Source organism: Flavobacterium kochi, assembly GCF_048286715.1.
Classification (GTDB): Bacteria; Bacteroidota; Bacteroidia; order Flavobacteriales; family Flavobacteriaceae; genus Flavobacterium.
The window spans coordinates 150,457-172,111 of record NZ_JBLVPW010000011.1 but is presented as its reverse complement, the minus strand read 5'-3'; the positions used below and the strand labels follow the sequence as shown (position 1 = coordinate 172,111).

General features: G+C 37.6%; 21 protein-coding genes and 1 pseudogene. 15 read left to right on the top strand and 7 right to left on the bottom strand.

Features of this window, described 5'->3' with window-relative positions; translation table 11 throughout:
- Window positions 1-97: 97 nt before the first annotated feature.
- Together ACNQGH_RS11970 and ACNQGH_RS11965 are read right to left on the bottom strand one after the other, a co-directional pair.
- On the bottom strand, window positions 98-925 hold the full coding sequence (locus ACNQGH_RS11970; protein WP_417956237.1) for an efflux RND transporter permease subunit: 828 nt from the start codon (window positions 923-925) through the stop codon (window positions 98-100).
- Between the two features lie 96 nt (window positions 926-1,021).
- On the bottom strand, window positions 1,022-1,348 hold the full coding sequence (locus ACNQGH_RS11965) for a DUF6660 family protein (protein WP_417956236.1): 327 nt from the start codon (window positions 1,346-1,348) through the stop codon (window positions 1,022-1,024).
- A gap of 108 nt (window positions 1,349-1,456) precedes the next feature.
- Between ACNQGH_RS11965 and ACNQGH_RS11960 the strand changes: the two genes are divergently transcribed.
- From ACNQGH_RS11960 to ACNQGH_RS11950, 3 genes are read left to right on the top strand one after another with little or no spacing between them, the layout of a single operon-like run.
- Window positions 1,457-2,653, top strand: coding sequence for a di-heme oxidoredictase family protein (locus tag ACNQGH_RS11960; RefSeq protein WP_417956235.1), 1,197 nt, complete (start codon window positions 1,457-1,459; stop codon window positions 2,651-2,653).
- Window position 2,654: 1 nt separating this feature from the next.
- The gene (locus tag ACNQGH_RS11955) at window positions 2,655-3,095 is read left to right on the top strand and encodes a QcrA and Rieske domain-containing protein (protein WP_417956234.1); all 441 of its coding nucleotides are present in this window, start codon (window positions 2,655-2,657) and stop codon (window positions 3,093-3,095) included.
- The gene (locus ACNQGH_RS11950; RefSeq protein WP_417956233.1) at window positions 3,092-4,315 is read left to right on the top strand and encodes a hypothetical protein; all 1,224 of its coding nucleotides are present in this window, start codon (window positions 3,092-3,094) and stop codon (window positions 4,313-4,315) included. Before ACNQGH_RS11955 ends, ACNQGH_RS11950 begins: the two co-directional genes overlap by 4 nt.
- 105 nt (window positions 4,316-4,420) lie before the next feature.
- Here ACNQGH_RS11950 and ACNQGH_RS11945 read toward each other — a convergent pair whose 3' ends face one another.
- From ACNQGH_RS11945 to ACNQGH_RS11935, 3 genes are all read right to left on the bottom strand, one after another.
- The gene (locus ACNQGH_RS11945; protein WP_417956232.1) at window positions 4,421-6,016 is read right to left on the bottom strand and encodes a PepSY domain-containing protein; all 1,596 of its coding nucleotides are present in this window, start codon (window positions 6,014-6,016) and stop codon (window positions 4,421-4,423) included.
- Between the two features lie 79 nt (window positions 6,017-6,095).
- On the bottom strand, window positions 6,096-8,240 hold the full coding sequence (locus ACNQGH_RS11940) for a TonB-dependent receptor (protein WP_417956231.1): 2,145 nt from the start codon (window positions 8,238-8,240) through the stop codon (window positions 6,096-6,098).
- 88 nt (window positions 8,241-8,328) lie between these two features.
- Window positions 8,329-8,502, bottom strand: coding sequence for a hypothetical protein (locus tag ACNQGH_RS11935; protein ID WP_417956230.1), 174 nt, complete (start codon window positions 8,500-8,502; stop codon window positions 8,329-8,331).
- A gap of 625 nt (window positions 8,503-9,127) precedes the next feature.
- Between ACNQGH_RS11935 and ACNQGH_RS11930 the strand changes: the two genes are divergently transcribed.
- The 3 genes from ACNQGH_RS11930 to ACNQGH_RS11920 are packed head-to-tail and all read left to right on the top strand — an operon-like array spanning window position 9,128 to window position 10,671.
- Window positions 9,128-9,970 (top strand): CPBP family glutamic-type intramembrane protease, encoded by an 843-nt coding sequence (locus ACNQGH_RS11930; RefSeq protein ID WP_417956229.1) that lies wholly within the window; start codon window positions 9,128-9,130, stop codon window positions 9,968-9,970.
- Between the two features lie 35 nt (window positions 9,971-10,005).
- Window positions 10,006-10,386 (top strand): hypothetical protein, encoded by a 381-nt coding sequence (locus ACNQGH_RS11925; RefSeq protein ID WP_417956228.1) that lies wholly within the window; start codon window positions 10,006-10,008, stop codon window positions 10,384-10,386.
- 54 nt (window positions 10,387-10,440) lie between these two features.
- Window positions 10,441-10,671, top strand: a complete 231-nt coding sequence (locus ACNQGH_RS11920) for a DUF6896 domain-containing protein (protein ID WP_417956227.1) — start codon at window positions 10,441-10,443, stop codon at window positions 10,669-10,671.
- A gap of 312 nt (window positions 10,672-10,983) precedes the next feature.
- Here ACNQGH_RS11920 and ACNQGH_RS11915 read toward each other — a convergent pair whose 3' ends face one another.
- The gene (locus ACNQGH_RS11915) at window positions 10,984-11,850 is read right to left on the bottom strand and encodes an AraC family transcriptional regulator (protein WP_417956226.1); all 867 of its coding nucleotides are present in this window, start codon (window positions 11,848-11,850) and stop codon (window positions 10,984-10,986) included.
- Window positions 11,851-11,962: 112 nt separating this feature from the next.
- Here ACNQGH_RS11915 and fucP point away from each other — a divergent pair, with 112 nt between their 5' ends.
- From fucP to ACNQGH_RS11870, 9 genes and pseudogenes are all read left to right on the top strand, one after another.
- Window positions 11,963-13,252: an L-fucose:H+ symporter permease gene (fucP, locus tag ACNQGH_RS11910; RefSeq protein ID WP_417956225.1), complete on the top strand. Its 1,290-nt coding sequence runs from the start codon at window positions 11,963-11,965 to the stop codon at window positions 13,250-13,252.
- A gap of 17 nt (window positions 13,253-13,269) precedes the next feature.
- On the top strand, window positions 13,270-14,925 hold the full coding sequence (locus ACNQGH_RS11905) for a UxaA family hydrolase (protein WP_417956224.1): 1,656 nt from the start codon (window positions 13,270-13,272) through the stop codon (window positions 14,923-14,925).
- Between the two features lie 97 nt (window positions 14,926-15,022).
- Complete coding sequence (locus ACNQGH_RS11900; RefSeq protein WP_417956223.1) at window positions 15,023-15,787, top strand: SDR family NAD(P)-dependent oxidoreductase; 765 nt, start codon at window positions 15,023-15,025, stop codon at window positions 15,785-15,787.
- A gap of 186 nt (window positions 15,788-15,973) precedes the next feature.
- Window positions 15,974-16,060: pseudogene (locus ACNQGH_RS11895) on the top strand (LUD domain-containing protein); the annotation flags it as partial.
- A 35-nt stretch (window positions 16,061-16,095) separates the two neighbouring features.
- On the top strand, window positions 16,096-17,601 hold the full coding sequence (locus ACNQGH_RS11890) for an alpha-L-fucosidase (RefSeq protein ID WP_417956222.1): 1,506 nt from the start codon (window positions 16,096-16,098) through the stop codon (window positions 17,599-17,601).
- Window positions 17,602-17,606: 5 nt separating this feature from the next.
- Window positions 17,607-18,944 (top strand): alpha-L-fucosidase, encoded by a 1,338-nt coding sequence (locus ACNQGH_RS11885; RefSeq protein ID WP_417956221.1) that lies wholly within the window; start codon window positions 17,607-17,609, stop codon window positions 18,942-18,944.
- Window positions 18,945-18,949: 5 nt separating this feature from the next.
- Window positions 18,950-19,804 carry a fumarylacetoacetate hydrolase family protein gene (locus ACNQGH_RS11880; protein WP_417956220.1) on the top strand — a complete coding sequence of 285 codons (855 nt, stop codon included), beginning with the start codon at window positions 18,950-18,952 and terminating at the stop codon, window positions 19,802-19,804.
- A 2-nt stretch (window positions 19,805-19,806) separates the two neighbouring features.
- On the top strand, window positions 19,807-20,145 hold the full coding sequence (locus tag ACNQGH_RS11875) for an L-rhamnose mutarotase (protein WP_417956219.1): 339 nt from the start codon (window positions 19,807-19,809) through the stop codon (window positions 20,143-20,145).
- 277 nt (window positions 20,146-20,422) lie between these two features.
- Window positions 20,423-21,202 (top strand): SDR family oxidoreductase, encoded by a 780-nt coding sequence (locus ACNQGH_RS11870; RefSeq protein WP_417956218.1) that lies wholly within the window; start codon window positions 20,423-20,425, stop codon window positions 21,200-21,202.
- On the opposite strand, the gene ACNQGH_RS11865 is transcribed toward ACNQGH_RS11870, so the two are convergent.
- Window positions 21,197-21,505: a hypothetical protein gene (locus tag ACNQGH_RS11865; protein ID WP_417956217.1), complete on the bottom strand. Its 309-nt coding sequence runs from the start codon at window positions 21,503-21,505 to the stop codon at window positions 21,197-21,199. The two genes, ACNQGH_RS11870 and ACNQGH_RS11865, sit on opposite strands and share 6 nt — an antisense overlap.
- Between the last annotated feature and the right edge of the window lie 150 nt (window positions 21,506-21,655).

Sequence of the window (21,655 nt, the reverse complement as noted above, 5' to 3'; positions counted from 1 at the left end):
TCTATCTTTTTTAAAACCCATGGAGATTTAACTCCTAACAAAACTCCCAATCCGTCTAATTCCATGCCCTAAAATTAGGTCATTTTTTGACTTTCCACTAATTTAGGCGAAGAACCAATTTTACTTCTGCTATGTCTTTTATTAAAATGGGAACACCAGAATTATTTTTTACGACAATGCTATTGATGTCATCCAGATTTTGAATCAGTCCTTCGCCACGAATAAAATAGATATTTGGTCCTTTGTCTATATAACTTCCGCCTGTGTTTTCGTTGTTGTTTTGCAAAGCGTCAAAAACATCAATAAGAGTAAGGTTAATGGCTGCCAGACGTTCGGGTTTTACCGATACTTCATATTGTTTTAGTTTACCACCAAAGCTACTGACATCAACCACACCAATGGTCCCTAATAATTGACGACGAACAATCCAGTCCTGAATCGTTCTTAATTCTGTAAGATTGTATTTTTGTTCGTACCCTTTTTGCGGCACTAATACATATTGGAAAATTTCGCCAAGTCCTGTTGTTGGAGGTAATAATTCAGGGGTTCCGTATTGTTTAGGAATATTGTCGACAGCCGTTTTTATTTTTTCATCGACGCGCTGACGCGCAATGTTCACGGGTACATTGTCTTTGAAAACAATCGTAATTACTGACAAACCTGAACGGCTGGTGCTTCGTAATTCGACCATATCTGATACTGATTTAAATTCAGTTTCTAATGGATAGGTTATAAATTGCTCGACTTCCTGGGTGGCCAGATTGGGTGCATTTGTAATTACCTGTACTTGATTGTTGGTTACATCAGGCAACGCATCGACACTTAATTGTGTAAATGAATAGAGACCCGACATAACAAATATAGCCAACAAAACTCCCGTAATCAGCTTGTTGTTTACTGAAAAATTTATGATTTTATGTATCACTGTATTACTATAATGAATGACTAATCAGACAATTGTATTGCCCGTTTTTTGCGTGGAAAAGCCACAACTCTTTGACCCGAAATTACTCGGGCTTCATTATATTATTTGAGGCGGTTGCCAGATACTTCCAAAGAAATTAGAAATCAAAATTGATTTGTAAGTAGGCAAGGGTATTTTGATAATAGTAGCAGCAGCATCTAAATTTAATATAATTTCTGGAAAATAGATCAGCACCTGAGTACCACAACAGCTGCAAATACAAAATGGGGGGCACAAATCGTTTTCTTTATCGTGCGAATGGTTATCGTTGTTTACTATAAATTGTGCTGAAGAACGCGCGGAACTATCCACTTCGAGGTCTGCACAGGGCAAACACGAAAGAGCTACTATATAAATTGACAATATGGAGTTGAACCATTTCACGGTGTAAAAATATGGATAAAATTGGGTATGATTTCAAAAATATTTTTTTTGACACGGAAGTTGTGATTATCTAAAAGTTTTTTTAGTTTTGCCTAAAAATAAATTACGATGAACAATAAAATTTTCAACTTGTCTTTACTATTATTTTTATTAATGGTTTTTACATCTTGTGAGCCCACTTTTACCGATATTCCGGCTGATGATGAAGTTTTGGACGGACCCATTGATGGTCTTTCCTATGAAGAGTCTGCCCGTTTCTTAAAAGGCGATGAAGCATTCAGTGAAGTTTTTACCCGTGAAACAGGTCTCGGTTCTACATTTGTTGCGACAAGCTGTATCAGTTGTCATGCTGGTGATGGTAAAGGACACCCGTTTACTACGCTCACTCGCTTTGGTCAAATAGATGAAAGAGGTAATTTGTTTTTAAACCAGGGAGGTCCTCAATTGCAAAATAGGGCTTTGCCGGGATATTTGCCGGAAGAAATTCCGTTTGGGGCTACTTTTTCTAAATTTACACCGCCGGCAAATACAGGTTTAGGTTTTTTGCAATTTGTAACGGATGCTGATATCGTGGCGATGTCTGACCCAAACGATAGCAATGGAGATGGGATTTCTGGCGAGCCAAATTGGATAAGCATTCCTTCTTTTGTGCAGCCGCATCCCAATGCGATTGCTAAAAACGGGAAATATATAGGTCGTTTCGGCAAGAAAGCGGCTGCCCATGACTTATTGCATCAAACCGTGAACGCATACAATCAGGACATAGGCATTACCTCTGCATTTAGTCCTATTGATGCCTATACTAATTTGGAGATTGATCCTGAAATTGCGACCAGCACGGTAAACAATGTAGTTTTTTATCTGCAGACGTTAAAAGCGCCTGTTCAACGCAATCAAAATGATGCAGTTGTTAAACAAGGCGCAGCAATTTTTAAGAAAATCAACTGTACCAGCTGTCATAAATCGGAATTAAAAACAGGCTACTCTCCGATCAGCGCACTTTCTTACAAAACGTTTGCTCCTTATACGGATTTGTTATTACACGATTTAGGACACGGTTTAGACGATGGGTATACCGAAGGAAATGCCAAAACTTACGAATGGAAAACGCCACCGCTATGGGGAATTGGATATTCTGAAAACTCGCAGGGAGGAAAGTATTTTCTAATGCACGATGGTAGAGCAAATAGTATTGAAAGCGCTATTTTAATGCATGGAGGCGAAGCAGACAATAGTAAAACAAGTTATCAAAATCTTTCACAATCAGAGCGGGAAGCATTATTGAAATTTATAAAATCATTATAATATGAACAGAAAAGACTTTTTAAAAACATGTGGTTTTGGTTGTTTAGGCGGCATTTCTGCTCTTGCTGTATTGCAAAGCTGTAGCACTTCTAAAATTTCGGAAAAAGAGATAAAAGGTTCTGATATTTTAGTTCCGTTAACCGATTTTGAAATCAAGAACAAAGAGACTGTAACCTATAAAAAATACGTAGTTATACAAAATGAAAAACTGAAATATCCCATTTGTGTTTATCGTTTTGACGCGGATAATTATAGCGCCCTACTAATGCAGTGCACCCACCAAGGAGCAGAATTACAGGTTTTTGGAGATAAATTACAATGCGCGGCACATGGAAGTGAATTTAGCAACAAGGGAAGTCTAGAAAACGGACCAGCTGATAGAAATTTACGAAATTTTCCAATTACAATAGATAACGGTACCCTTAAAATATCATTAAAATGAGATTAAAATTCCTCTGTATAACATTTTTATTTTCCCTAAATTTCTATTCACAAATCGATCCTGTGTTGTTAAAAAGAACACCCAAAGACAGTGCTAAACAAGCTTTGAATATGGATGCGGTTTACAATCGTCCGTCTTTGAATATAGGAAAAAGCCCTGTAACTGTTGGTGGTTATCTTGAAACCAATTGGCAATATCTTTCAACGGATGGTGTTTCCGAAGGGCATCAATTTCAAGCCAGAAGATTGTCAATATTTATGTCAGCGGCGATTAGTAAACGGGTGAAATTTTTGAGTGAAATCGAATTTGAGGATGGCGGAAAAGAAATCGCTGTGGAGTTTGCTTCGGTTGATGTTGAATTTCATCCATTGGCTAATTTTAGGGCAGGAATAATTGTAAATCCGATTGGATCATTTAATCAAAATCATGATGGACCAAAATGGGAATTTACAGATCGGCCTATCTCAGCGACACAGCTGTTGCCAGGAACCTTTAGCAATGCAGGGGCAGGCTTTTTTGGAAAAAAATATGTAAAGAACTGGATGATTGGATATGAAGCTTATTTCTCAGGAAGTTTCGATAACTCGATAATTGAAAATTCAGAGAATAAAACGTTCCTGCCGGCTGCCAAAAATAATCCAGAGCGTTTTGAAGAAATTAATAGCGGTTTGCCTTTATTTACTGGTAAAATTGCCATCCGAAATAGTAAAATTGGAGAATTGGGACTATCGTATATGGGTGGTGTTTACAATAAATATCAGGATGATGGAGTAATTTTAGACAAAAAACGCCGTGTCGCTATTTTTGCAGTAGACTTTAATACAACACTTCCTAAAATTAAAACGTTTATAACCTCAGAATTGGCATGGATTAAGGTAGATGTTCCGAGTACCTATGGCCAGCAATTTGGCAGCAAACAATTTGGAGGATTTGTAGATGTCGTCCAACCGTTGCTGACAAAAAATATTTTAGACTGGAAAAATGCGGTATTAAACGTTGCTTGTCGATTAGAATATGTGGATTGGAACGTTGGAACTTTTACTGAAACAGGAGGTAATATTGCAGAAGACCTTTGGAGTGTAATGCCTGCAGTAAGTTTTCGTCCTAGCTCACAAACTGTTTTCAGGTTGAATTACCGTTTTCAAAAACAAAGCGATATTTTAGGAAACCCGGCGGCAATAACCGATGGATTTAGCATTGGCGTTTCAACTTATTTTTAGAAAATTGATCTTAAAAAACGCTCCTATATCGGAGCGTTTTTGTTACAAACTATTAATTTTCAGATGGAATCGAACACTTTTTTTGAATCCTGAAAGGAATAAAATTTATTTGTTTTTTAGAAATAAAAACAGTCCCAGAATACTGACTAAGAGAATGGTTAACGCCGTTACTACCATTGTGAAATCGCGAACATTTTTTCCTGCCCAATCCATAAATAAGAATTTATGAAAAATGGCAAAGGAATAGCCCTCGATGGTGTCCGAGTTTTCAATAACAGCCGCTAACCTTGAAGTGGATGTTTCAATAAAGTAAGTTGTTTTTTCAGGTGTATCGAAAGCTAATTTTACAACAGGTAAACGTTTGTTTACAAAACCGTATTCCCTGCTTTCAAAATCATTTAAGATTTTTATCTCTGATAATGAAACATTTTCTAAAGTTGATTGCTCAGGACTTTCATCCATTTCACAACACGCTGGTTTTGTTCCATTATTACTAAAATAAAGAGCTAAGAATTTAGCATATTCAAGGTCAATGTTTGGAGTCACTCTATTCGTTGCTGTATTGATGTAAATCACTTCTGATTTTGAATTCTCTTTTTTATCCCATTTGGAATTGGATTTTGGATTTTCATACTTTTTATTTTTTAGTACCACTAACTGGCAACGATAATAGACACTGTCATTAAGAGTAATTAGACTTAAATTTTCCAAACGATTCCAGTCTAAAGCAAGCCTGTTGCTTGAAATTGCCACGTCTTTGTTTTCAAAAACGGGTTCGTAAACCATTTTTGACAAGGTGTACGTTTCCCATTTTGTCGTGGCGTGATACCCACCGCTAAAAGCAAATGTTAAGGTGAACAGGGAAATCCAAATTCCAATTTGGCGGTGGTATTTTCTTAAACCTTTTTTTTGATTCTGGCTATCTGTTTTTTTAAACTGTTTCCATAAAAGGCCATAGATCACTATGCCACTCAAAGCAGAAATGCTGATAATGGAAAGAAGCAAAATCATGATTATAATCCTAAGGCTATTGTTGCTAATGGCATCAATAAAGGACCAATTGTGAAAGGTATCGAAAAACCAAATGAATGCTTGTCTCGATTTAGGATTATAGGTAGCCAATTTGCCTGAAGCAGTTTCTACATAAACCTGCATCGCATCGGGGCGATCAAAACTAAGTTTGTAAACGGGCAGATACCGATTGACGTATTTGTATTGCGAAGTAAATTCGGTAAGCAATTCAGTGCTTTTTATGGCACTTTTTTGATCGTTTAAGAAATATCTGGAAAGCCATTGTGCATATTTTTGATCACCGTTCTCCAATGATTTAGCAGTGGCAGCATTGAAATACAATAGATCGTCTTTTGTTGTTTTTACCTGGTAGTAAGTACCATTTTCAAATGAAACGATTCTAAAATTTTTAAATTTTGTAATCTTATTTTTTTGCAAAACCTCCTGAACCGAATAATGGAGCTGGCTTTTATCGATTGGTTTTACCTCCAGTTTTTCATTGGAAATTTGTGGCTTAAAAAAGTGAGCCATAAAGGGATGCATTAACCCCGATAAAGTCCAGAAAATAACTGGAATTAGGGTTATGATACCTAATGTGCGATGCCAGCGGTACATTTTTTGCTTGATTTTCTTGACTATTTTCGAGTCTTTCTTTTTTGAAGAATTTCCTTCCGGAATATTTTTGTTCATTGTTTAGTTTTTTAGGCACCGATAGCAGCCTTTTTCTCGACGATTTTTTCGCAGCGTACAGCGGGATAAGCTCGAATAATTATTTTTTTAAAGATAAATTATATTGCAATCCAATCAAAAAGGTTCTTGGAGCAGCAGCCAAATAAGCAGGCAAAGAAGTGCTTGTGTTTCCTCTGGCCACGTTGTAGGCATAGAGCCTGTCTGCCATGTTGATTACATTTCCATATAGTTCTATATTTTTATAGCTATATCCAATTCTTCCGTTAAACACGTTATATCCCTGGTATTTCACGATGTTAATCTGATCTTGGTAATAACTGGAGACCAATTGCCATTCTACAGAAGTTCTAAAATTGGGTAACCATTTTGGATAATAGCTCAACTCCGAATTTCCTGACCATTTTGGTGCTGATGGCATTTCAAAACCATCTAGTTTTTGTAAGGCATCGGTTGGTTTATCCGAAATTTTAAAATCTATAAAAGTGTGCTGTGCTGTCGTTCCGCCAACGCGTATTGCCCATTCCGATGAAGGTTTAAAGTTAATCCCAAATTCTATCCCTTTATGCAGTGTTTCTCCGGCTGACTGATAATCTGTAGAATTATCAGGTTGTTTGATGTTTAATAATTCATTTTTCCCTTCCATATAATATAAGGAATAATCAATAAATAATTTGTTTTTCAAGAGTGAGATCCAACCTCCAATTTCATAATTTTCAAATGTTGCTGGTGCTAAATTATAGTAAAATTCTGTAGGTTTTCCTGTTGTCCCGCCAGTGCCAGGTTTCCTCCTAAAAATAGCGGTCACACCAGGAGGTGCAAATCCTTGGGAATAATTGCCATAAAATCCGGCGTTGTCAAAAGGGTTGTAATTAGCGCCTACTTTAAAAGTAAGTTTATTGTAAAGTTTGGTACCGGTAGAATTATCTAAGGTGTTGTTATAATTGATTTTCATGTTGTCATAACGAAAACCGGAGGTGATTGTCAGTTGACTAAAAGGCTTAAAACTCAATTGCGCATATTCGGCAGTATTGTAGATGTCAGCTGTGTAGTTTACAAGCTTAATGTCGGGACGTTCAGCAATCACTTCGTAGTTCTTGACAGTAAGTCCGCCCGGGTTTAAATTGGCTTTTAAATCCGTACGATATGCCCAGTAGGTTGTTGGGGAATAGTCATATAATAATCCGGCGACCATTTGCAGGTCTAAAAAATTAAATTTTTGCGTATGCTGAGCTAAAGCGCCATAACTTTTAAAATTGCTTGAATTGACTTCACCTGTTGCTGTTGTTTTTCCAGGAATCCATCGAATAGCATAGGATGGGTTTTGCCCTAATTTATTATCTCTGTAATATACTGTTGCAGCAGTACTGGCATTATCATTCCAGTCGTGCTCTAATAAGATTTTGGTTCTTAGCGCATCCGATTTTCTATATGTAAAGTCAGAGGTGCTTTTATAGGTTCTGTTATTAAAATCATCTTCGTTTACGCCTCCGCTCATATCCGAATAATATTGCCCGTACATGGTGTTGCTGATTAAGCGGGTTTTCGGGCTGATATCATAATCAATTCTTATATTAATATTGTCTTTTCTATAATCGGAAAAAGTCATCCAGGAATTTTTTTGGTCACTGGAGATTCCGGCAATATGAAAGCCTACTTTACCAACAGTGGCTCCTCCGGCAGCTTGTATTCTTTTATAACCCCATTGATCGGCCTGGATTCCAAATTTGAATTCAGGTTCAACGGGAGGTTTAAGTGAGATTAAATTCACTGCTCCACCTACGGCTTCCGGACCGTATAAGGAAGAAACGGGGCCTTTTATTACCTCGATGCTTTGAAGGTTAAATTGATTGATTTCTAATAAAGCATTATGATTAAAGATTCCCATTGGGCGAATAGGTAAACCGTCTTCAAGATACAAGTAATAGGCATTGGTGGTCATTGGTTGCCGAATTGCCATCATGTGTTGTTCATTGCCGAGATTGACCATTAAAACACCAGGTATCTTATTGACAATTTCGTACAATGCCGAAGCTTTCGTTTCATTAATGGTTTTTGAGGTTAATTTACTAATGGCAACAGGAATCTCTTTGCGTAAAGAGGCGGTTCTATTGGCTGTAACGAAAACCTCATTAAGACTTTCAGATTGTAGGGTGTCTTTTTGTACTTTATTTTGAGCAAGGACAATCGGGCCCATTAACAGTAGGCTAAAAAATATATTTTTCATTTTTATCTATACAAATTTAAATAATAACAACTATTTCATTGGCTTTAAACCAATAAAATACAGTCCAAAAAATTGAAAAGTGGAATTACTAAATAGTACAGGCGGGTGGACGAAAGGTGGTGTTTGTAACCGAGATTGGTTTTTGAGCGCAATACGAGAAAAGTACTCCGTTAGTTGGAATATATTTTAAAGCTTCCAATTTATTTTCTGTAAAAAACTGAACATAAACCAACTCAAATTTTTCTTTAAGGTTGTTTTGCATTTTTTTTTCGTTATCCTCGAATTTTTTTAAGCTTTTTTGCAGTTCGCAACGACCATTACAACTATTAAAAACTAATTTTCGTTGTACACAGATGGTTTTTACAATTTCAGCTTGATTTGTTTTGAATTTGGCATATACAAACACATTACCAAAAGATGGAAGTAATAGAATTGATGAAAGCAATATGATAATAAACTGTCTCAGTCTTTTTTTATTACAAAAGTAACTTTTGTAAACAAAAAATGAAGTATAAAGCATGTTTTATTGTTTAATAGGCGAATATTTTTTTATTGTAGGTTATCAAAACACAATTGATACTACACCAATATCGCAAGTCCCAACAGTAGATCCTGGTAGTAGACAAATCATGTTCTCTGATGGAAGATAGTATACCATAACCTGCGCTCTGAGAGCACTTTTTAACTCTTTTACTATTCCTTTTTTGAAAAGTTAAATCAAACTTATTTTTTTTTAAAGAGAAACAATTGTAGTTTAAAACGAATATATTTACATTCAAATTAACAAAAATCAATTCGTTTAGAGGCTTTTGGACATAGTGGGAACCCTTGGACGACATTTCAAAATCAAAACATGATGCTGTAATATAGAGTTAAAATTTAAGATCTTGACAGAGACTAATAATAAAAACACTAACAAAGTAAGAAAAAGATCTTTACCCAACTTTCTTTTACTACTTTTCGTTTTATCTGCGCCATGTTGGGTGTTTGGTGCAATTTATGATGTGCAAATTTTCCCGGGATTTAAATTATTTCAGTTGCCACTTGCGATGCCGATGGTCGCAGCGCTGATTCTCATTCATCGGGAAAGCGGGAAGACTGGCGTTATCGCCCTTTTGAAAAGAACCTATGACTTTCGTAATATTAAATCCAAAATCTGGTATCTTCCGATAGTGTTTCTAAGTCCCAGCATTGGTTTTCTTGATTATTGGATAATATGCTTGTCGGGAACCTCAATTCCATCACCGCACTTTTCGTTTTTTACATTTCTGGGCTACAGCACAGTCTTTTTTATGACCTTTGGTGAAGAACTGGGCCTAACCGGATATGCCACTGACCCGATGCAACAGCGCTATAGTGCGCTCAAGTCAGGTATAATACTGGGATTAGTGTGGGCTGGCTATCATATTCCAGGTTTTGTCATTAGCGGGTATTACTCCTCTGAGTGGATTTTGTGGCACGCCCTCTACACTGTCGCGACCCGTGTTTTGTTCGTTTGGGTCTATAACAATTCAGGAAAGAGTTTGTTTTCCATGGCTTTGTTTCATTGGGCGTTTGGTTTGTTTTGGAGTCTGTGGCCACAGGACAATTTGCAGAGAGCTGTCCCTTTTTATGACCCACGCATCTGCGCTTTACTGGCTGTCTTCTATGTCTCGGTAGTTGTATTCTTGTGGGGACCTAAGACATTGGCGAAATATAGATATGCGCGATTCAGAAATACGGAGAGATAAAAATTAATCAGATCAGAAAATAAAAGCAAATTCAAATGACCAATTCAAAACACATTGCAAAATTGCTGGGTCCCACTCTTATTGTGATGAATGTATCTGAAGCAATAAATTCTCAAATGTGGGCAACTGTTCCAGCTACACAAACCTATTTAGCAGGCTCTTTATGGTTTCTTGCTGGACTTTCAATCATCCGTGCTCACAATCACTGGACTCTAGGCTGGTCTGTTCTAATAACTGTCATGGGTTGGTTCATCATGCTGGGAGGTCTGAGCAGGATGTTCTTTCCAGAGGCGGTTCAACAAGGGGCTCAAAACGTCTCTGTAGTTCTCGCCCTCCAAATGGTTCTTCTTACTACTGGAATTGTGTTGACCTTCAAGGCCTATAGTCGTGATAATAATAAAACAAGCGCTCATTAAAATTTGAGTTAGCAGTTATGACTTTTGGTACTGGAAGTGTGAACTGGCTGTACAGTGGAAAAAGATGGGGTAATCTTAGAATATGATATTTCACCCTTGTTTGATAATGAAATTAATTTTTCGCTATGGAAATTTTCTGAATTTGTTCGCACGCATCCTGATTATAGTAAGGTAAATTGTGATTTAGATTATATTGAAAATGAATTAGCTAAACTTATTGATAAAGGAATACTATTTTGGTTAGAAATACAAGGGTGCGTTTTTAAAATATATAGAGTTTTATAAAATTATTGCCAGGAAAGCTTTCTAAAGCCCTGGATCCGAACAATTTTAAGCAAAATTTAAAAAAAAAATTAACTTGATAAAATAGGCACGTGTTTAGGTGCCAAAAGTTATAGTAGATAAAGTCCTTTTCATGATTTGTAAACTTTTTTTATAAATTAACTTTTTGTCAATGTGCACCCTATATCAGCGGATTGAAAAGCTTTGGTATACCTTTTTTGACTTTACCAATAGCGGTTACTTCGTGGAATTCATGTTTTTATTTTACTTTGGGTTCGTTTACTTTGGAGGATACTAAATAGTTTCAAAAAAAACTTAGGATTCGGTATTTTTTCGGTATTCTTTAGGAGTTGTCGCTGTCAATTTTTTGAATAGCTTATTGAAATTGGAAACCGTTTTGTAACCGCATTCATAGGCGATTTCAGACATGCCCATATCTGTTTCAATGAGAAATTTACAGGCATTGGAAACTCGGATTTCATTTAGGTATTCCACAAAATGTTTTTTGGTTTTCAATTTAAACATTCTGCAAAAAGAGGTAGGGGTAAGATTGGCAATTTTGGCAATCTCAACAAGTGAAATATCTTCCTTGTAATTTTCTTTTACATATTGGAAAACATCTGAAAGGCGATCGTTTTTTGTTTGATTGTTTATTGGAGAATAGGCTTCATTATTGACGAAAGTCAGGTCAGTGCTTTCTGAAAGAAGAGATAGAATTTCAAAAAGGCCGATAATGATTTCAAAGTTTTTTTTGTTTACGAGTTTTTCTAATTTTTTGGCAATTAGTTCATTCGTTTTTCCGCTAATATAAAGCCCTTTATCAGCCTTGCTAAAAAGGCTATTAATCTTTTGCGTTTCTTTTAGTTCATAAAAGGCAGGCCCAAAAATATCTTTGTTAAAGTAAACTACAATGGCTTTTGCTTTTAATTTATTGATACCTTGATAATAAATTTCGTCATTAAGCCATACATGTGGGATGTCTGAACCAAGAAATACCATATCGCCGGATACGAATGGTTCTACTGAATTCCCAACGATTCTTTTTCCGTAACTTTCTTTTATATAGACTAATTCGAGTTCAGGATGCGAATGGAATGGGGACTGAAAAAAGGAATCTTCACGAGAAATAACAGAAACAGAACTGTTTAAATAAGAGGTTATTTTTGTTTTTTCAATTTTCACTTTTTTTGCAAAGATAATTAATAATTAAACAAAGATAATATTGAATTAATAAATATACCATAGTAATTATACCTTTCGAATTCTAAAACAGTTTAAATTTAATAAAATACGTATGGCACTAATTGCTCAGTCGGATGTTCAAAGTAAGGTTGTTTCTAAAGAAGCAAAAAGCTGGTTGTTCCCATTCATATTGGTGACCAGTCTGTTTTTTTTCTGGGGATTCGTTCACAATCTGGATCCTATTTTAATTCCCCATTTAAGAAAAGCTTTCAATCTTTCCGATTTGCAATCGTCATTGATTGACTCTTCTGTTTTCATAGCTTATTTTGTTATGGCTTTGCCTGCGGGTTATATCATGCGAAAGTATGGCTACAAATCGGGAATCATGATTGGATTGGTTTTATTTGGTATTGGATCCATTTTATTCGTGCCTGCGGCAAATTCCTTGCAATATATCTATTTTCTGGGGGCTTTGTTTATTATCGCGTGCGGGTTGACATTTTTAGAAACTGCTGCCAATCCTTATGTTACCATATTAGGACCTGCAGAAACGGCAACCAAAAGATTGAATTTTTCACAGTCCTTTAATGGATTAGCTGCTTTTATTGCTCCGGCCTATATTGGTCCAATGATATTATCCGGGAAAAACTTAAGCAAGACGGAGATGGATGCCATGGCACCCTCCGAATTGCATACCTATCTTTTAGCAGAGGCAGCAAGCGTTAAAATGCCTTATCTTATCTTGGGTTTGATTATTCTGGCGGTGGCAGTGGTTTTTTATTTCACCAATATGCCCGATGTAAAAGATGAAGATAGAGAGGGAGCTGAGGTAGCAAGTTTTGGAGGCGCTTTAAAATCAATGAAATTAAGATGGGGAATTGTGGCTCAATTTTTTTATGTGGGGGCGCAAGTTTGCGTTGCGAGTTTTTTTATTAAAATGGCCACCACAACAGCCGGTCTTGAAGAGGATAGTGCAGCTAAATATTTAGGTTTTTTCGGATTGGCATTCATGTTAGGGCGTTTTGCGGGAACTTTTTTGATGCAATACATAGCACCACGAAAATTACTGATATCGTATGCAACTATCAATATTCTTTTGTCATTATTGGCTATAACGGGAACGGGGATGGTAGTGGTTTATACTTTAATAGCCATTGCATTTTTTATGAGCATCATGTTTCCAACTATTTTTTCCATGGGAATTGACGGACTGGGACATAATACTAAAATTGGGTCTTCACTGATAGTGATGGCAATTGTTGGAGGCGCATTATTGCCTCCTGTATTAGGGTTGATTTCAGATATTACAGGTAATATTCAATATGGTTATATGGTGCCCTTAATCTGTTTTGCTGTAATATTATTGTTTGCATTCAATGGGCACAAAACAAACAAAGCATAAATTCTATTTATATAAGGATGTTAGAAAAAGGAGTTAAAAGACTGGTGGTCAAAATGCACCCAGCGGATAATGTACTGGTGGCTTTAACTGATTTGGCAAATGACGAAAAAGTGGTTTTTGAAGAACAAATGTATGTTCTTCGGGAAGCCATTAAAGCAAAGCATAAATTTTACACGACTGATTTAAGTTTGGGTGATGAGGTAATTATGTATGGGGTATTAGTGGGTAAAGTGCAGCATGATGTAGCTAAGTGCAGCCTAATGACAACGTCAAATCTTAAGCATGCGGCTGAACCCTATGGATATCGTCATGTTGATTTTGCATGGCAGGCACCCGATGTTTCCAAATACAAAGATAGTACTTTTAAGGGGTATAGAAGAAAAGACGGTCGTGTAGGAACTGCCAATTATTGGCTGTTTGTACCAACGGTCTTTTGTGAAAACCGAAACCTTGATGTAATAAAGCAAGCTTTACAAAACGAGTTGGGCTATTCTGTTAGCGATAAGTACACCCAGTATACACACCAGTTGTTGGAGGCTTATCAAAAAGGGGAAGCTATTGATTCGGTTGACATGCAACTGACACCAGCTACCACTACAAAGCGTGTGTTTAAAAATGTCGATGGGATCAAATTCCTAAATCATCAAGGAGGCTGTGGAGGAACGCGTCAGGATGCAGCTACCTTAAGTTCATTGTTAGCTGCTTATGCCAATCACCCCAATGTGGGAGGTATTACGGTATTAAGTTTAGGCTGCCAGCACTTGCAGGTGCAGGATTTTATGAATGACCTTAAAAAACAAAATCCGTCATTTGACAAACCGCTGCTTGTTTTTGAGCAGCAGCAATCCAATAGCGAAGAGCAATTGGTGGCCAATGCCATTAAAAAAACATTTGAGGGGTTAATTGAAATAAATAAGCAAGAAAGAACACCTTCTCCTTTAAGCGAATTGTGTTTGGGGGTTAAATGCGGTGGTAGTGATGGTTTCAGCGGGGTTTCAGCAAATCCTGCCGTAGGTTACACTGCCGATTTGCTGGTGGCTTTAGGCGGTAAAGTATTATTAGCTGAATTTCCTGAATTGTGTGGTGTAGAGCAGAATCTGATTGACCGTTGCATTACCGAAGAGGCCGGGAAAAAGTTCATCAACCTCATGCAGTCTTACGATGCTTTGGCACATAAGGTAGGTTCGGGTTTTCACATGAATCCGTCTCCAGGAAATATTAAAGATGGTTTAATTACCGATGCCATCAAAAGTGCTGGTGCTGCCAAAAAAGGAGGGACTGCCCCAGTGGTAGATGTACTTGATTATACAGAAATAGTTTCTAAACCAGGATTAAATCTGGTATGCACGCCCGGGAATGATGTGGAGGCAACAACCGGTAAAGCGGCATCTGGCGCAACGTTAATTTTATTTACTACCGGATTGGGAACACCAACAGGTAATCCTGTTTGTCCTGTGATTAAGGTGGCCACTAACTCAGTTTTGGCTAAAAAAATGAGCGATATTATTGATATTGACTGTGGTCCGATCATTAGTGGTGAAAAAACCATCGAAGAAATGGGAGAAGACATTTTGGAGTATTGTATTAAAGCGGCGAGTGGCGAAATTATTCCTAAAGCAGTGCTGTTAAACCAAGATGATTTTATTCCGTGGAAGCGTGGCGTGTCTTTATAAGAAATATTCTTCCCCAGGCCCTTTGAAGGAGGGAAGGAGAAAGGGGCCATGAATTTAGTCTGTCATCTATAAATCTATTATCTAAATTAAAATTGATATGTTTTCATTACAAAATAAAAAAGCGGTAGTTACCGGAGGTGGTAGCGGAATTGGAAAAGCAATTGCTGCTTTATTTGCAAAACAAGGTGCTGAAGTGCATATTATGGAATTGACAGAAGAAAGCGCCAAAACGGCTGTTGACGAAATAGAGGCAAACGGTGGAAAGGTATTTTCGCATGCCTGTAATGTGGCCAACCAGCAAGAGGTATTGGCAACATTCGAAAAAATAGGGAATATCGATATTCTTGTAAACAATGCAGGAATTGCTCATATAGGCAAAGTGGATACCACTGCAGAAGAAGACTTTGACCGTATTATGAATGTGAATGTAAAAGGCGTATACAATTGTTTGCATGCTGCCATACCACAATTTAGAAATTCAGGCGGAGGCGTTATTTTGAATATGGCTTCTATTGCGGCTTGGGTAGGTATTTCGGATAGGTTTGCTTATTCAACTGCTAAGGGTGCTGTAATGGCTATGACGCTGTCTGTTGCCAAGGATTATATTGGTGAGAATATCCGGTGTAATTCTATTTCACCGGCACGAGTGCACACGCCGTTTGTGGATGGATTTATTGCTAAAAATTATCCCGGAAAAGAAGCAGAAATTTTCGAAAAATTGTCTCAATCACAACCAATAGGACGTATGGGAAAACCAGATGAGGTTGCGGCACTGGCTTTGTTCCTTTGCAGTGATGAAGCTGGTTTTATTACCGGTTCTGATTACCCTATTGATGGTGGTTTTATAAAATTAAATAACTAATGAAGTAGCCTTATTCATAGCCTGTTATATAGATCAGTTTTATTCATTGGCAGGAATTGCTGCGCTACAATTGTTAGAAAAGTTAGGGTGCATTGTGATTTTCCGTTATATCAAACCTGTTGTGGACAGTCTTTCGGAGTTGTGTTTCGGATGTAAAAGAGCATATAAAAGACTAATCACGTTGTCGGTCCATCAAAAACAGGCGATATTGAACAGTCTTTAGTAACTGGGGTGCATGGTGCAAGAAGTGTCACTATTTATGTTGTTGAATAACATTTTAATTCTTAAATAATTTAATAAAATATAGAATGAAAAACAGAGTGGATTTAGGGTTTTTAATGGCAATGCTGACAACGGTAGGTTTTGCGCAAACAAAAAATTTTGCACCTATCAATACGTCAATGTCGGACGAGGAATTGGTCAAAATTGCAGCCAATATTGTGCCTTCACCACAGCAATTGCGCTGGCAACGTCTGGAGCTGACCGGATTCTTTCATTTTGGAATTAATACTTTTACCGGTAATGAATGGGGAAATGGGAACGAAGATCCTAAATTGTTTAATCCTACCGAATTAGACGCAAGACAATGGGTAAAAGCCTGTAAAGAAGCCGGAATCAAACAAGTTATTCTTACTGCAAAGCATCATGATGGCTTTTGTTTGTGGCCAACTAAGTTTACGGAGCATTCCGTAAAAAACAGTCCATGGAAGAACGGAAAAGGGGATGTTGTAAAAGAGGTAGCCGACGCCTGTAAGGAATTGGGAGTAGGTTTTGGCATCTATTTATCGCCTTGGGACAGGAATAACCCCTCTTATGGAACGGAGGCGTACAACGATTTTTTTATCAATCAGTTAACGGAATTGCTAACCCAGTATGGGCAAGTGGATGAGGTATGGTTTGATGGTGCCAATGGAGAAGGCCCTAACGGCAAGAAACAGGTGTATGATTTTGAAAGATGGTATGCCCATATTCGAAAATTACAACCGCAAGCAGTAATTGCGGTTTCAGGTCCTGATGTACGTTGGGTAGGAACAGAGAGCGGGCATGGCCGTGAGGAAGAATGGAGTGTGGTGCCGGTTGGAAAAAAAAATAAATTAAACGAAGGCTCACAAACCAAAGCGGATGCGCCGCCAGCAGGAGATATGAGAGGCCAGGTTTTAGGAAGCCGCAGCCAATTAAGGGATGGAGATGCCTTAAAGTGGTATCCTGCCGAAACGGATGTATCCATCCGTCCGGGATGGTTTTATCATGAGACGGAAGATGAAAAAGTGAAGACCCCGGAATATCTGAAAGAAATTTATTTTCATTCGGTAGGAAGAAACGGAGTGTTGTTATTGAATATCCCACCCGATAAAAGAGGATTGCTTACTGATTTTGATATAGCCGCTTTGAAAACCTGGAAAGAGAAATTGGACAATATATTTAAAGTAAATTTTCTGAAAGAGGGAAAAGGAGTTGGAGCGGTTAAAAAAATAAAGCCGTTGCTCGATGGTAATGATGCTACCCATCTTTCATTTTCGATGAAAGGAAATAATAATACGGTTGAAATGAATTTGAATGGAGAAAAAACATTTAATGTTTTACTGCTTCAGGAAAACATACGCATTGGACAAAGGGTGGAAAAATTTGTGCTAGAATATTGGGATAATAAAGAATGGAAAAAAGCAACCGAAGGAACGACTATTGGATTTAAACGTTTGTTAGAGTTTCCGGCTATAACGGCATCTAAAGTAAGGTTACGTATTCTATCAGCCAGATTACAGCCTGCATTGGCCGAAATGGGATTGTATTTTAACAAAGAGGAAAAAAAATAATAATTATGATAAAATTACTATCGAGTCTGTTATTTAGCTGTGTTGTTACAATGGCTTTGCAGGCGCAAACGTATACACCGTCTGCTGAAAACCTGGCGGCAAGAAAAGAATTTCAAGACATGAAATTGGGAATGTTCATCCATTGGGGGGCGTCGAGTGTCTTGGGCGATGGGGAATGGGTGATGAATAACAGGAAAATTGGTGTGAAAGAATACGGACGCCTGATCAATATTTTTAATCCACAAAACTTTGATGCCAAGAAATGGGTGGCTACTGCGAAAGCGGGTGGCATGAAATACATTACTTTTATTACCCGTCATCACGACAGTTTCAGCAACTGGGACACCCAACAGTCCGATTGGAAAATTACCAATACGCCTTATGGGAAAGATGCTTTAAAACAATTAGCTGAGGAGTGTCATGCAGCAGGAATCAAATTATTCTGCTATTATTCGTTGCTGGATTGGTACCGAAGCGATTATCAGTATGAAACCGGAAAAACAGGACAAGGAACGGGGAGAACCCAAAAGAGTGATTGGGAAAGTTACATCCGTTTTATGAAGGCACAATTGACCGAGTTGCTGACCAATTATGGAAAAATTGATGGAATTTGGTTTGACGGACATTGGGATCAATTGGATAATGATACTGACAAAACCCTACAGTCAAAAGTAAACTGGCATTATGATGAGATCTATAAATTGATTCATTCTTTGCAACCGCAATGTCTGATTTCAAACAATCATCATTTGACGCCAATTCCCGGAGAGGATTTTCAGGCATTTGAAAAAGATTTACCGGGAGGTAATTCGACTGGTTTTGGAGGACAATCCGTTTCACAATTGCCATTAGAGACTTGCGAAACCATGAATGATTCCTGGGGGTTTAATATCACAGATAAAAAATATAAATCGACAAAGGATTTAATACATTATATGGTTAATGCAGCAAGCCTTAATGCTAATTTTCTGTTGAACGTAGGTCCAATGCCGGACGGAACCATTCAGCCTGAATTTGTTTCCACCCTAAAAGAAATGGGAGACTGGATGAAAATAAACGGACAAAGTATTTATGGAACCAGGGGGGCTGTTATGAAAACACAAGAATGGGGAGTAGTTACGACCAAAGATAAAATAGGGTATGCCCACATTATTAAAACGCCTGAAAAGCACCCTTATATTTTAATTCCGGAAATGAAAAATAAAATTGTAAAATGTAATTTGCTGAATAGTAAAAAAACAATAAAATTTGAAACGAAACCGGAGGGAACTTATATATATTTAGAGGGTATAAAAATGGATACCATTGATACAATTATAGAATTGCAATACAGTAAAAACTAGAAAAAATGAAACTAATACGTTTTGGAGAAGCCGGTAAAGAAAAACCAGGAATTTTAATTGGAGAAAAAAAGTTTGATGTTTCTTCAATCGTTACAGATTACAATGAAGCATTTTTTGAAGAAAATGGATTGGAGAAATTAAAAGTAGCTTTAGATAGCGGTCTTTCATTACCAGAAGTGGATGCTTCTGTTCGTTTGGGTTCACCGGTGGCAAGACCTTCAAAAATTATTTGTATTGGGTTAAATTATGTAGATCATTGTTTAGAAACCAATGCACCGATTCCTGAAGAACCTATTATTTTCTTTAAATCGACTACGGCTTTGTGTGGGCCAAATGATGATTTGATTATTCCAAAAAACAGCACGAAAACCGATTGGGAAATCGAATTGGCGTTTGTTATGGGGAAGAAAGCCAGTTATGTGGAAGAGGCCGATGCAATGGATTATGTAGCAGGCTATTGTCTGCATAATGATTACAGCGAAAGAGCGTATCAACTGGAACGTGGCGGACAATGGGCAAAAGGAAAGGGTTGCGATACATTCGCACCACTAGGACCCTTTATGGCAACAACAGACGAAATTACTGATGTGAACAATTTGGCGATGTGGCTGACTGTAAACGGGAAGAAATTCCAAAACAGCAATACGTCCAATTTAGTTTTTAAAATACCTTTTTTGGTTCATTACCTGAGTCAGTTTATGACCCTGCTGCCAGGTGATGTTATCAGTACCGGAACGCCTCCGGGTGTTGGCTTGGGAATTAAGCCAGAACCAATTTACATCAAAGTGGGTGACGTTATTGAATTAGGAATGGAAGAATTAGGATCAAGTAAACAAGTGGCGATAGCTTATAGCAAGTAATCATGACAACACAAAAATATTGTTTGGCTCTGGATCTAAAGGAAGATCCACAATTGATGGCTGAGTACAAAGCCCATCATCGAGAGGTTTGGCCGGAAATTTTAAAAAGCATCAAGGATTCGGGAATTGAAGTACTGGATATTTATTGTATCGGAAATCGCATATTCATGATTATAGAGGCCGGTGAAGATTTTTCTTTTGAGAAAAAAGCAGCAATGGATGCCGATAATCCTAAGGTTCAGCAATGGGAAGAATTGATGTGGAAGTTTCAACAGGCGCTGCCATTTGCAAAGTCAGGGGAAAAATGGATGTTAATGGAAAAAATATTTGAATTGAAATGAGATTAAACAACCATCGAGGTAAACGATTTCTGGATTAGCGATGACCTGAAGGATATTCGGCGGGATTTTTTGCCCGCTGACTTACTGCCCTTACTCGAAGCAAATTATATTGATGGTTTCGTGCCAGTTCAGGCCAATGAAACTGGAGTATTTTTCGCAGTATAAAAAACGGAAAGTTCCAACATATTGTTCTGGGAGAATCAGAGGTTGATTTTTTACTAAGGGAAGTTTTTTGCAGGGAAATGCAGAAGAATTTTATCATTTATAAAAAACGAAAATGAATTTAGATTTAAACAACAAAATAATTATCGTGACCGGAGGAGCCAAAGGAATTGGTTTAGGAATCTGCAAAGTGTTGGCTTCAGAGGGAGCGATCCCTTTTATTATCGGAAGAAGCGAAGCCGATAATCTGAAGGCGGTTAGGGAAATTGAAGCTGCTGGCGGTAGTGCAAAATATGCCCAAGCCGAATTGACGAATCCGGAAGACTGTGAAAAAGCTATAAAGCAAGTCGTGGCTGAATGTGGCCGAATTGATGGGCTTATCAATAATGCAGGTGTCAATGACGGTGTTGGACTTGAAAGCGGAAATTATGAATCTTTCATGGCCTCACTGCATAAAAATCTGGTGCATTATTATTTGATGGCACACCATGCTTTGCCTGAATTAAAAAAGTCCAAAGGAAGCATTGTCAATATTGGTTCAAAAACCGCTGACACCGGACAAGGAAATACTTCGGCATATGCGGCTTCAAATGGAGGTCGCAATGCCTTAACCAGAGAATGGGCGGTAGAATTGTTGCCATACGGTATCCGCGTGAATGCGGTTATTGTAGCGGAATGTTTTACCCCATTGTATCAAACATGGATTAATACATTTGACAATCCCGAAGAAAAGTTAAGAGAAATTTCGGATATAATTCCATTCGAAAAAAGAATGACGACAGCCGAAGAAATTGCCAATATGGTTGCCTTTCTTTTATCTGAAAAATCAAGTCACACCACAGGTCAGTTAGTTTATGTGGATGGCGGGTATACGCATTTAGACAGGGCTTTATAGAAAAATTCCCGGAATGCTATTTATTATCTGATGTGTAAAGCAGAAACAATTGTATTGTTTTACTAATAGGGTTATATTCAAAATGTGCACACGGAAAACTTGTTCTATTTCTACCATCCTTTCCAATGCTTTGGAGAGGGTTTTTGCCCAGCCAAAGGATAGAAAAACTTCGGTAAAAAAAGCGAACCCCTCTGCACTGCCATTCCGCATCTGTTGTCCATATAAGGTTTCTTCAACTCGGTCTTGTGATGAAGCGAGACCAGGCATTCTCTCCATATAATGTGACGGCTTCAGGGCAGGCATAAGCGATTAAGTAACCAGCTATCTTCTCGTATATTTTATTTTCACCCCTGTTTTCTTTCGAGACGGTTAATAAATTTATCTGGAATCGCTGTTCTTACGTAAAGTCGTTTCCTGTTGGAGGTAAAAAGTTAAAAAGCTATAATAGATTAG